Origin of the sequence: Flavobacterium selenitireducens (assembly GCF_014748335.1) — a bacterium.
In the GTDB taxonomy this organism is placed as follows: domain Bacteria; phylum Bacteroidota; class Bacteroidia; order Flavobacteriales; family Flavobacteriaceae; genus Flavobacterium; species Flavobacterium selenitireducens.
This window is the reverse complement of record NZ_JAAVIY010000002.1, coordinates 243,183-255,933: the sequence shown is the minus strand read 5'-3', so window position 1 is coordinate 255,933 and position 12,751 is coordinate 243,183. Positions and strand designations below refer to the sequence as shown.

At 48.5% G+C, this 12,751-nt stretch carries 9 protein-coding genes; 5 read left to right on the top strand and 4 right to left on the bottom strand.

Annotation, left to right across the window (positions count from 1 at the left end):
* Positions 1-106: 106 nt before the first annotated feature.
* The 4 genes from HC229_RS04695 to panC all read right to left on the bottom strand — a co-directional run bounded on the left by HC229_RS04695 (position 107) and on the right by panC (position 3,653).
* Positions 107-1,255, bottom strand: coding sequence for an alpha/beta hydrolase-fold protein (locus HC229_RS04695; protein WP_191019306.1), 1,149 nt, complete (start codon positions 1,253-1,255; stop codon positions 107-109).
* A gap of 210 nt (positions 1,256-1,465) precedes the next feature.
* A complete protein-coding gene (locus HC229_RS04690; RefSeq protein WP_191019305.1) occupies positions 1,466-2,437 on the bottom strand; it encodes a lysylphosphatidylglycerol synthase transmembrane domain-containing protein in 972 nt (323 codons plus the stop codon).
* A gap of 2 nt (positions 2,438-2,439) precedes the next feature.
* Entirely contained in the window at positions 2,440-2,790 is a 351-nt protein-coding gene (panD, locus tag HC229_RS04685; protein WP_191019304.1) for an aspartate 1-decarboxylase, read from the bottom strand.
* Positions 2,791-2,804: 14 nt separating this feature from the next.
* Positions 2,805-3,653 carry a pantoate--beta-alanine ligase gene (gene panC / locus HC229_RS04680; protein ID WP_191019303.1) on the bottom strand — a complete coding sequence of 283 codons (849 nt, stop codon included), beginning with the start codon at positions 3,651-3,653 and terminating at the stop codon, positions 2,805-2,807.
* Positions 3,654-3,761: 108 nt separating this feature from the next.
* Between panC and HC229_RS04675 the strand changes: the two genes are divergently transcribed.
* The 5 genes from HC229_RS04675 to HC229_RS04655 all read left to right on the top strand — a co-directional run bounded on the left by HC229_RS04675 (position 3,762) and on the right by HC229_RS04655 (position 12,704).
* Positions 3,762-4,568: a glycogen/starch synthase gene (locus HC229_RS04675; protein ID WP_191019302.1), complete on the top strand. Its 807-nt coding sequence runs from the start codon at positions 3,762-3,764 to the stop codon at positions 4,566-4,568.
* A 16-nt stretch (positions 4,569-4,584) separates the two neighbouring features.
* The gene (locus tag HC229_RS04670) at positions 4,585-6,189 is read left to right on the top strand and encodes a DUF4270 domain-containing protein (protein WP_191019301.1); all 1,605 of its coding nucleotides are present in this window, start codon (positions 4,585-4,587) and stop codon (positions 6,187-6,189) included.
* 41 nt (positions 6,190-6,230) lie between these two features.
* Positions 6,231-8,078, top strand: coding sequence for a glutamine--fructose-6-phosphate transaminase (isomerizing) (gene glmS / locus HC229_RS04665; RefSeq protein WP_191019300.1), 1,848 nt, complete (start codon positions 6,231-6,233; stop codon positions 8,076-8,078).
* A 278-nt stretch (positions 8,079-8,356) separates the two neighbouring features.
* On the top strand, positions 8,357-11,143 hold the full coding sequence (locus HC229_RS04660) for a TonB-dependent receptor (RefSeq protein WP_191019299.1): 2,787 nt from the start codon (positions 8,357-8,359) through the stop codon (positions 11,141-11,143).
* Between the two features lie 25 nt (positions 11,144-11,168).
* Positions 11,169-12,704 carry a G-D-S-L family lipolytic protein gene (locus tag HC229_RS04655; protein WP_191019298.1) on the top strand — a complete coding sequence of 512 codons (1,536 nt, stop codon included), beginning with the start codon at positions 11,169-11,171 and terminating at the stop codon, positions 12,702-12,704.
* Positions 12,705-12,751: the final 47 nt, after the last annotated feature.

Sequence of the window (12,751 nt, the reverse complement as noted above, 5' to 3'; positions counted from 1 at the left end):
GGTTTAAAGTTTGAAGTTTAAAGTCTGAAGTTTAAAGTTTAAGGTTCAAGATTGCCCGATCGGAACACCAATTATCTCATTGACTCATTGACTAATTCGCTAATTGTCACATCTTCTTCAATTCCTCTGCCTTTTCAAACATCATATCCTTTGTCAAATCGCCGACTTCCTGCATTTGGTATGCGCGCATGTACGCCTTGATCGCTCGCGGATAATCGCCTTTCTTTTCGTACATCTGGCCCATTTCGTAATCGGCGAGCATCGTGCGCGGGTATTGTTTGTCGGCCAATTGAGACAACTGGTCGAATTCGTTATACGCCTTGTTTTTGATGATAGCCGCCTCAATCGCCTTGAAATCGTTGAGTCGGATTTTCATTTTCATGCCCATCGTTTTCTCGATTACATCGTATTTATCGACCAGATATTGCACATAACCTTCCTGGAGCGTGGCGATCTTTTCGTTGAACTCGTTAGCCGAAATGGGTTGGTAGACCGAAAAGAAACCGTAAAGTGCGCTCGGAATCGCATACAGGACAAGCGAATAATGGGACGCGCCCTTGAAGTCGTCGAAGCGATAGTTCAATCCCGGACGTTTCACGGTTTTGGCTGTTTCGTCGAGTTTTCGGATACGCGTAGCGAGTTTCTTGACGTCCCCGTCTGCAGTGGCGTGATAATACCAGATCGGCTTTTGGATCTTGGTAAGCCTTTCGGGAATCTGCTCTTCCATTCCCGGCGGCATATCCGGACTAAGCAAAATATAACCGTCGAAAACCGGAATGTCCTTGTAAAGGAAATAGTTGGCGAAACCCGCGGTCATGTCGTGGCCGGCGATGAGTTTCAGCGGTGCGACGCGGTAGCTTTTTTCTATAATGGGGACCAGTTCGGTTCCGATGAAATCAAAGAAATCAGCGCCTTTCCCTTCCGGTAGGCCGGTTTCCTTGTCAAAAGTAGTATCTGCATCGCGCTCTCCGTTCTTATTCTGGCTGATGCCGACCACGATCATCTCCGGGATATCTTCCCAATAGGCGCCATAGTCGAGCGCACCCGTGAAGGCCGGCATAAGATATTCACCGTCGAGCAAAATGAGCAACGGGAATTTCCTGTCCTTGTCTTTTTTATACGATGGCGGAAGGGCGATGCTGATTTCGCGTGAAACGCCCAGTTTCTTAGACTTGACGGAGTCTATGACCGTGTTTTGTGCAGATGCGAAGGCCGTGCAGAACAGCACGCTTGCAACAAAAAGAAAAGCTCTCATAGTTCTTGGTTTGGCAAGCCAAGATAGGGATTTTAGCATTACGTAGAAGTTACAAAATCAAAAGTAAACTGATTGTCAGTTCTCCTTGCTCATACAGCTTTCCCGCGCCCGCCCAAGGACAAAAATATGGGTTTAAGCGCTCCGCCCCTTACAGTTTTTCTGTACTAAATCTTAAATTCAACCCATAAACCGCGACCACACCAAATAGTCTTACGAAGTCCTACTTCCCCTATTCAATATCGGCAATAGTATAAAAGATGCGAACCCGAAGATCACGACCACGAGCATTTGGGACGTCCAGACAATCCATCCGAAAGCGTTGCCTACCGTTTTCTCAACGGCGTAAAAAACCAAGATTTGCGAGATCAGGAACGGATACGACCCGAAGCCGCTATTGGTAAAGGCGATGGCGATGCTGCCGACGACAAATGCGGAAATTGCCGCCCCGAACGAAAGTCCCGAGGTTTGTGGAAAAACGTGCATCGTTACATAGAAAGTAAGCAGATACGACGCCCAAATCAGCATCGTATGGGCGAGGAAAAGCCATTTTTTCTCCATTTTGAGAATGCTGAAAACGCCTTCCTTCAAACCGGAAATCTTCTCTTTGAGCAACAACACGTATTTGGATTTGGAGTACATGTAGATCCACAAAAAAATCATGCCGATCCCAAATCCGATACCGCCGAAAAGCAAGAGTTTATTAAGCGGTATCTGGTCGAGCACAAAGGCCTTCACGACGTCGAATTGCAGGAAAAAAGCAAGCAGCATAAAGCCGAAGAGTATCAGGACATCCAGCAAGCGTTCGGCCACGATAGAACCGAAACCTTTGTCGAACGGGATGTCTTCGTACTTTTTAAGGATTACGGCACGGCTGACTTCTCCCGATTTTGGTACCGCAAGATTCAGCAGATAACAAATATTGATTGCAAGAAAATTGTTGAGGAAAGACGACTTATAACCCATTTGCTCGAGCGGATATTTCCATCTCCAGGCGCGTGAGACATTTCCGAGGACGGCGATCAACGCACCAATTACGATATATGAGTACTCCGCATCGCGAAAATACGACCGGATTTCATCGATCTGCTCAGGCGTAAAACCGTTGTAAGTGTATACGATAAGATAAATCCCTAACGCTATAGGCAACACTATAGAAAGGAATTTGCTTATCGGTTGTTTCAAGATCAGGTAAGGGAATTATCCTTCTCGTTAGGAAAAACGAGACTTGGTTTAAAGGACTTGGCTTCCTCGAATTCGAGGATTCCGTAGGAAATGATGATGATGATATCGCCTTTCGCGACCTTGCGCGCAGCCGGGCCGTTGAGCTGGATTTCACCACTGTTGCGGTTTCCGGTAATGACGTATGTCTCAAGCCGTTCGCCATTGTTCACGTTCACGATCGAAACCTTCTCACCTTCGATGATATTGGCCGCTTCCATCAGGGCCTCGTCAATAGTGATGCTTCCGATATAATTCAGATCAGCGCCGGTTACGGAAACGCGGTGGATCTTCGACTTTACAACATGTACTAACATGGGGGCAAAGGTAATTAATTTAATGAAACTGTATCTATCAAACGGATGTCGTTTGCGAATACCGCAATGAAAGCGCGATATTTCACGTTATTTTCCGTTTTTTCGACCGGCACCAATGTCGCTTCGTCAGCTATCTCAAAATATTCAAGTCGGAACGTCCCGTTTTGCTCAACCATTTCGGTTACCAGATCGCGCAGCTGCCTGACAGATTTCGTGCCAAAGAGCTGTTTGGCAGTAGTTAACGCTTTATAAATGACAGCCGCTTTTTCCCGTGTTTCAGGTGCAAGGCGTTCGTTTCGGGAACTCATTGCCAGGCCGTTGGGCTCGCGAAAAATCGGGCAAAGTACGACCTTTACCGGGATTCCATGCTTGGAAACGAGTTTGCGTACGATCTGCAACTGCTGGAAATCCTTCTCCCCGAAATATGCGTTAGTCGGTTCGACGATTTCAAAAAGGAACTTTACGATCGTGCCGACACCGTCAAAATGTCCGGGGCGGAACTTGCCTTCCATTTGATTCTCAAGGCCGTCGAAGTCGAATTGACCGGAAACGGTGTCCGATCCGTAAATGTCGTTTACCGACGGAGCGTATACGAGAATGTCCGCACTGACGGTTTCTATCTTGGCCACATCCGCGTCAAGCGTCCTCGGATATTTCGCAAGATCGTCCGCATTGTTGAATTGCGTCGGATTGACGAAAATACTGATAACCGTAATGTCATTTTGCGCGACAGATTCTGAAAGCAACGAGAGATGGCCGTCGTGCAAAGCGCCCATGGTAGGGACAAAGCCCGTTGTGGTTTGCGGCTTCCTGATGGAACTTAGGTGAGCCGAAAGGGCTTCCTGATTATTAAAAATCAGCATGGAGTCATAGTATTAAAGAGGGGCAAAATTATCACTTTTGTTAATAATACCATAAAATTTCGTATTTTTGCCTGTTTTTATTGGGTTACAGAAAAAGAGATTTACCATATGGAGGATAAGAGGATATTGTACGTATCATCTGAAGTTGTTCCGTATTTAGCTGAAAATGAGGTGTCTTTGATGTCTTATGATGTTCCGAAAATGATCAACGATCAAGGCGGACAAATCAGAATTTTCATGCCGCGCTACGGAAATATTAATGAGAGAAGGCACCAATTGCACGAAGTAATTCGGCTTTCGGGAATGAATTTGGTGGTAAACGACCTTGATATGCCGCTCATCATCAAGGTGGCATCGATACCGAAAGAACGCATCCAGGTCTACTTTATCGACAACGATGAGTATTTCAAGCGCAAATCTACGTTCACGGACGAAGACGGCGCCTTGTATCCGGACAATGACGAGCGATCGATTTTCTTCGCGAAAGGCGTAGTCGAAACGGTCAAGAAACTCAATTGGGTTCCGGACATCATCCACGTCCACGGATGGATGGCGGCCATGCTTCCTATATATATGAAGCACTATTATAAGGACGAGGCGCTTTTCGCCAATACCAAGATCGTGACATCGGTTTACGCCCAAGGTTTTGAGGGAACGCTCGATGCGAAAATGATGAGCAAAGTGATGTTTGACGACATTCCTCAAGATGCGGTTTCCGACCTCGAAACACCGGACTACGAAAACATCATAAAAGCGTCCGTAATGCACTCTGACGCAGTGATTATAGGGTCCGAAAACCTGTCTCCAAGTTTAACAAAATTTATAGAATCTTCGGGCAAACCTTTTCTACCTTTCGCGCCGAAAGAAACCTTTGCCCAAGCCTATACGAATTTCTATAAGCAGACGGTCCTATAACCATTTCAAGCATTTTATGACTTCTAATTTTTTCAAGACAGTATTGTTTTTGCTATCTGCCGTTACCATTGTTTCGTGCGATAAGGATTTTAATGAAATAGGAACCGATCTGGTTGGGGACGACCACTACGGTCTGGAAAAGAAAGAAGACAATTTCATAAGCGCGGCCAGCTACGCTACGGGTCCTGTCGAGACTAAAAACCTTCCGGTGGCTCAACTGGGAATCTACAACGATCTCCGATTCGGAAAAGTAACCGCCAATTATGTTACCCAGGTCGAGCTCGCCAGCGTGAATCCTACTTTGGATGATTTTATCGATGTCGACAAAGTGCGGCTTTACATTCCGTATTTCGCTGATCAGACCGACACTGTCGACGAGGAAAGAATATACGAACTCGATTCGATTTTCGGAAACCAGGAAACCAAATTCGATCTTAAGATCCGTGAAAACAACTATTTCCTGCGCGATCAGGACGTAGTGGACAACGTGCCCCAGTCGCAGGCATATTACAATGATATGAATAATGCGATTGCCAGTGTGGCTTCACCTTTGGTATTAAACAATGCGCCTGCAGCAGAGCAAAATACGCAGTTTAAGTTCAGCAATAAGGAAATCATCACACACAGGCGGGAAACCGACATAACCGACACGGACTCCACCGAGGTCAAGCAAGGGCCGGGAATGTACCTTACGTTGAGCAAGGCATTCTTCAAGTCGAAAATCATGGAGGCTCCTGAGGGTATGCTGGTGAACAACAACGTGTTCAAAAACTATTTTAGAGGTTTGTATTTCCAGGTTTCCAACCCGAATAACCTCGAAGGCGTCCTCAACACACTTGATTTTTCCAAAGGCGTCATCACGATTTACTACCGAAGAGATATCACCACGACAAACAGCGGCCAGACTTCTACGGTCGAACGACGGTTTGAAATGAAACTTAACCTTACCGGGAATTCGATCAGTTTGCTCAATTACGAGAACGTTCCGCCTCAAACACCCGACAAACTCATCGTGAAAGGTGGAGAAGGATATATCACGGCCGTCGACATCATCACCGAAGCCGAACGCGCTCAGCTGACTGCCGACAACAATGGCGCACAAGCCATGATCAACGAGGCCAACCTGATCTTCAACGTCGATGAAGTCGCTACCGGAGGTGCTGTCAAACCGCGCCGTCTCTACCTTTATGACATGACAAACGGTCAATCTATCGTGGACTACAATTTTGACGGTTCGACGTCTGGAGATACAAAGACGAGCAAAAACGTCTTCGGCGGGAATCTCGAATCAAAGAAACTTCCTGATGGAACGACGAAATATTGGTATAAATTCCGGGTTACGAATTATATCCGCGGCTTGATCAACGAGCCGGATTCCACAAGGGTTCGCTTCGGATTGTCCGCAACCGAAAACATTCTCGAAACCGCGATGGTGCGCACCAAAAATCCAATTGCGGTCTCCAACCAGGATGGCTCGACGACCAACTACAACAAAATACCAAAGGGTTCGGCCATGCACCCGTTCGGCGTCGTGCTACACGGTCCGAACAGTCCGGACGTAGCGGAGCGTCTCAAACTCGTGATCTATTTTACGCGTCCTGAGGAAAACAACGCAAACTAAAATCTGAACCTTACCAACCAAATAAACAAAATTCAAAAGTTATGTGCGGAATTGTTGGATACATTGGCAACCGGGATGCTTACCCGATCGTCATAAAAGGATTGAAACGACTCGAATATCGCGGTTATGACAGCGCGGGCGTGATGATTTACGACGAGAACGGATTGAAACTCTCCAAGACAAAAGGAAAGGTTTCGGATCTTGAAGAACGGTCGACAAAAGAAATCAGCCTCAACGGTACCATCGGAATGGGACATACGCGTTGGGCGACACATGGCGTCCCGAACGACGTGAACTCACATCCTCACCTATCGAATTCGGGCCAGCTTGCGATCATCCACAACGGAATCATCGAAAATTACGAGCCGCTCAAAAAAGAACTCATCAAACGAGGCTATACGTTCAAGTCTGACACGGATACCGAAGTTTTGGTAAACCTTATAGAGGAAGTTAAGAAAAACGAGGACGTAAAACTTGGGAAAGCGGTTCAGATCGCGTTGAACCAGGTTGTCGGCGCTTACGCCATCTGCGTTTTCGACGTCAATCGCCCGGATGAAATCGTGGTTGCCCGTTTGGGAAGCCCGCTTGCCATCGGAATCGGGAAAGACGAGTTTTTCATCGCTTCCGATGCATCGCCTTTCATCGAATACACCTCGAACGCAATTTACCTTGAAGACGAGGAAATGGCGATCGTGCGCAGGAACAAGCCGCTCAAAGTCCGCAAAATCAAAGACGATTCACTTGTCGATCCTTATGTGCAGGAGCTTCAGATGAACCTCGAGCAAATCGAAAAAGGCGGTTACGACCACTTCATGCTCAAGGAAATCTACGAGCAGCCAAACGTGATCAAGGATACCTATCGCGGACGTCTTCATGCAAATGAGGGCATTATCCAGATGGCGGGCGTCGAAGATAACCTCGAAAAATTCCTGAATGCAGACCGAATCCTCATCGTGGCATGCGGAACCTCTTGGCACGCCGGTCTTGTGGCCGAGTACATATTTGAGGAATTCACACGCATCCCGGTTGAAGTGGAATACGCTTCTGAATTCCGATATCGCAACCCGATCATCAACAAAGGTGACGTGCTGATCGCGATTTCGCAATCTGGTGAGACCGCCGATACATTGGCCGCCATCAAACTGGCAAAAGAAAAAGGTGCTTTCGTATTTGGCGTATGCAATGTCGTAGGATCGTCGATTTCGCGGGAAACACACGCCGGAGCTTATACACATGCAGGTCCAGAGATCGGAGTTGCCTCGACAAAAGCGTTCACGACGCAAATCACGGTATTGACGATGATCGCCTTGCGTCTGGCAAAAGCCAAAGGAACGTTGAACAATTCTGACTTCCACCGCTATTTGCAGGAACTTCAGGTAATCCCTGAAAAAGTAGCCGAAGCGTTGAACACGAACGACATCGCCAAAACGATTGCCGAAAGATTCAAGGATTCGCCAAACTGCCTTTACCTCGGGCGCGGATACAACTTCCCGGTGGCGCTCGAAGGTGCATTGAAACTAAAGGAAATTTCGTATATCCATGCCGAAGGTTATCCTGCGGCGGAAATGAAACACGGGCCGATCGCCTTGATCGACGAGTTGATGCCGGTTGTCGTCATCGCCCCGAAACAAGGCCACTATGACAAGGTCGTGAGCAACATCCAGGAAATCAAGTCGAGAAGCGGTAAAATCATCGCAGTCGTCACCCAGGGTGATACCCAGGTTCGCGATCTTGCAGATTATGTCATCGAAATTCCGGATACGTCGGATGCGCTTTCGCCATTGTTGACGACGATTCCGTTGCAATTGTTGTCTTACCACATCGCGGTATTGCGCGGGTGTAATGTCGATCAGCCGAGAAATCTCGCAAAATCCGTTACGGTAGAGTAATTAATCAGATACAAAACTGAAAAGCAGGCCTCAAACGCCTGCTTTTTGCATTTTTTTTCTGACAAGTCATTTTTACGGAAAAAGCAATTTTATATGCATGCATAGTGTTTTTACGTGTTTTTTTTCATAATGTTAATAAAAACACAAATAATCCTACAGCTACAGATAACGTAAATTCAGCACGAGATTTTTAAGGATTTTAGAAAATAATTCAACGGTTTTTAGGAATCCGATTTATTTAATACATTAGGTCAACTAATCCAACAAAATCTAAACAAATGAAATTCTATCTGTTCGTTTTGTCATTGTTCTTTTGCGGACTTACCCAAGCGCAAACGACAATTTCAGGAACCGTCAGCGAAGCAGGCACCGGACTTCCGGTTCCGGGCGCGAACGTCACGGTCACGGGAGACAACGCCGCCACGGCCACCGACGCCGACGGAAAATTTACCCTGACAACTTCCAAAACACCACCATTTACGGTCGAGATCACGATGGTGGGTTACGCGACCCAAACCGCCAGCGTAACTTCGGCCAACCAAAACGTAAAAGTGCAACTGGCTTCGGAGGAAACCAAGCTCGATGAGATCGTCGTCTCGGCTTCCCGGACTCCGGAGCGTGTGCTGCAATCGCCGGTAACCATCGAACGCATGAGCGCGGCACAGGTCAAAAGCACCTCTTCCCCATCGTTCTACGACGGGCTCGAAAACATGAAAGAGGTGCATTTCAACACGAGCAGTTTGTCATTCAAGTCGATCAATACCAGAGGATTCGCCGCTGTCGCCAACACGCGCTTCCTGCAATTGGTAGACGGAATGGACAATTCGTCACCTGCGCTGAACTTCGTTTTGGGCAACCTTGTCGGGTTATCCGAACTCGACGTGGCCAGCGTGGAATTACTTCCTGGCGCTTCATCGGCACTTTACGGAGCCAACGCATTCAACGGAATCTTGTTCATGAACAGCAAAAGTCCGTTTACGCATCAAGGCATCAGTACTTATTTCAAATACGGAAAAACATCCCAGAAAGCAGCCGGGACAAATGATTACTACGACTTCGGATTCCGCGCCGCGACTGCATTTTCCAAGCACGTCGCCGGGAAAGTGAACTTCAATTACCTGCGCGCCACAGAGTGGATTGCAGATGACAACCGCAGCATGACTGCCGGTGGGATCGGCCACGATGTCAATCAAAATTACGACGGATTGAACTTCTACGGAGACGAGGTCACGACTTTCATCCCGAACGTTGGCCAAGTCAGCCGCACCGGTTATGCCGAGCGCGACATAAACGACAACAAAATCGAGAGCGTCAAGGCGGACGTTTCCATACATTTCAAGCCTTTCGACAATGATTTCGAGATCATCTTACAAGAGAAAGTGGGATTGGGAACCACGATCTACCAAGGTGCGAACCGCTACTCGCTCAAAAATTTCCTCATGAACCAGGTTCGTGTGGAGGTCCGCAACCGCAATTTCTTCCTTCGCGGCTATATGACATCTGAAAGCGCGGGCGATTCGTACGACATGCGATTTGCCGCGTGGAACGTCAACCGTGCTGCAAAGTCGGACGTGGGCTGGTTTACCGATTATGCTACGGCCTTCCAGTTGTCGTCTGCCGTTTTAGGATACGACGCTCAACAGGCCGGCATCTACGCCCGTCGTTTCGCGGACAACAACGATACACAGGGTTTGCTTCCGCTGACGCCTAACGGAAATCCGCGACTCGTGGCCGGAACGCCTGAATTCCGCAACGCGCTGAACACCGTTACCAGCAATCCGGATTTGACGCAGGGAGCGAAATTCCTCGACAACTCGAAATTGTATCACGTTGACGGAAATTACAACTTCAAGGAACTTATCAAAGTGGCTGAAGTCATGGTGGGAGGATCGTTCCGTCAATATGCGCTAGATTCGCAAGGCACGATTTTTACCGATTACGACGGCGTCCTTCGCTATGACGAATATGGCGCTTACGTCCAGGCCATCGCCAATCCAATCGACGCATTGAAACTGACCGGATCGTTGCGTTACGACAAAAGCCAGAATTTCGACGGATTCGTTTCGCCTAGAATCGCAGCGGTTTATTCCGCGGGAGCGAAAAAAGAGCACAACTTCCGTGTTTCGTACCAAACAGGTTTCCGCAATCCTACGACGCAAGACCAGTACATCGGGCTTGACCTTGGGCCGTTTGCGCTCATCGGATCGGCTCCGGACAACCTTACGCGCTACGTAGAGACCATGCCGGTCAGTTTGGCCGGACAAGCCTTGGGTCAAGGTACGTCGGTTACGTTGACAGGAAACGACGCTTATACGAATTCTTACACGGCAGCTTCGGTTAGCGCGTTTGGAGCGTCGGGAAATACAGCTGATCTTAGAGTGGCCAATATCGGACTGGTAAAACCAGAGCGCGTTCAAGCTTTCGAATTGGGTTACCGCTCTGTTTTCGGTGACGGAATTTCAGTTGATGCCAACGTCTATTACAACATCTACAACGACTTTTTGAACCAGTCGCGCGTGATTACGCCTTATTACGGTGTCGTGGGAACCGACCCTACAAACCCGGACGTCGCACTCGGGCTTCAGGCCATCGGCTTCGGCGACCGTCGCGTCTACCAGGTCTACACGAACTCAAAAACGGAGGTCACCTCTCTTGGCTTTGGTATAGGATTGTCCAAACGATTCTTCAAAACGCTTGAGATCGGCGCGAATTACAACTATGCGGATTTCGAGTACGACGAAAAAGAAGACCCGAGCTTCATTCCGGGTTTCAATACGCCGAAACACCGCGTGAAGGCTTCCGTTTCCAGCAACAACATTTACAACGGGCTTGGCTTTGCCTTGAACTACCGTTGGTCTGATGAATATTTGTACCAGGGATCTTTTGCAGACGGAATAGTTCCAGAAGTAAGCGTTTTCGACGCCCAGGTAAGTTATACGATTCCCAAATGGAAAACCATGTTTAAAGTGGGCGCTGCCAACCTTGGCGGAAAAGACTACCTTCAGGTTATCGGCGCGGGCCGCATCGGACAACAATGGTATGCCCAGATCACAATCAATCCTTAATATAAATTGCTAAAATAATTTGCTGATGATACGAAATTTCAAATATGTGCTACTGGCTTCGCTCACCTTCGCGGCTTGTAGCGACGACGACAACGGATCGTCCGCGGCAGACGAGCCGATTACCGCCGGTTCCGCCGACCTTTCAAAATATGTGGCCCTGGGCGATTCGTTCGCCGCCGGTTACAGCGACAACGCTTTGTTCCGCAAAGGCCAGGAAAATTCCTATCCGAACATTATCGCTTCCCAGTTCGCCCTTGCCGGAGGCGGTGCGTTCACACAACCGTTGATGGTGGACAACATCGGAGGGTTTTCGATGGGAGGCGTGCAAATCCCTCAATTTCCTACACGTCTTTACCTGGGTTTGCCCAATCCCAATGTCCCGTCTCCATCACCCATGAACGTGCCCGGCGTTTCGGGAACGGTTTTCGGCACGACGGTAAACGGACCTGTCAGTAACCTTGGTATTCCAGGCGCGAAAAGTTTTCATTTGACAGTTCCGGGCTACGGACAACTGAATCCTTATTTCGGCCGGTTTGCTTCGTCTCCGACGGCTTCGGTTTTGGGCGATGCGTTGTCACAAAACCCTACGTTTTTCTCACTGTGGATAGGTGGTAACGATGTTTTGGGATATGCCACCAATGGAGGAGTTCCAACATCGCAGGACCCGGTAAACGGAAACGACATCACGCCACCGGCAACTTTCGAAGCCGTATATTCCGGAATGGTCGCTCAACTCGCGGAAGGCGGAAGAAAGGGTGTAATCGCTAACTTGCCTTACATCAACACGCTGCCATTTTTCACGACAGTGCCTTACAACCCTTTGACGACATCTGTCCTGGGCGCCGGAAACGTAGCCGTCGGCGAAGCAACGGTAGACGCACTGAACGCCCAACTGTACGGACCGCTTAAACAAGCACTGACGGCTTTCGGAGCGGGCGACCGCATCAATCTGCTGAGCAAAACGCAGGGAAATCCACTTTTGATAAAAGACGAATCGCTTCCTGATTTATCGGCTCAGCTAACGGCAGCGTTCACTCCGAGCCTTGGCATCGCGACGGCAACATTCTACGGCCAGGTTTTTGGCCAGGCACGTCATGCAAAAGCAGGAACGGCACGCGACTTCGTTTTGTTGACGACACGCGCGGTAATTGGTTCGGCTCCAGCCGGAATTCCGGCACCTTTGAACAAGTTCGGGATCACCTACCCGTTGCAGGACAAGCATGTTTTGGTCCCGTCCGAAGTGACTGAAATCGCGGCGGCCACCGATGCATACAATGTAACTATCGCCAATGCTGCGGAAACACACGGCCTTGCGTTCGTAGATACTTTTGCCATAATGAACCAATTGCTGAACGGCGGCATCCGGTTCGGGAACTACCATCTCACCGCCACCTTTGCGACCGGCGGGGCGTTTTCACTCGATGGCATTCACCCAAGCGCACGCGGTTATGGCTTGATAGCCAACAAATTTCTCGAAGCCATCAATACGACGTACGGATCGAATTTTAAAGGTGTCGACTTGGGAACGTATCCGATCCAGTATCCGATGAACCTTCCATAATAACAACCTATTCGTGTATATCAAAGGGTCGTTTCTGTAGAAACGGC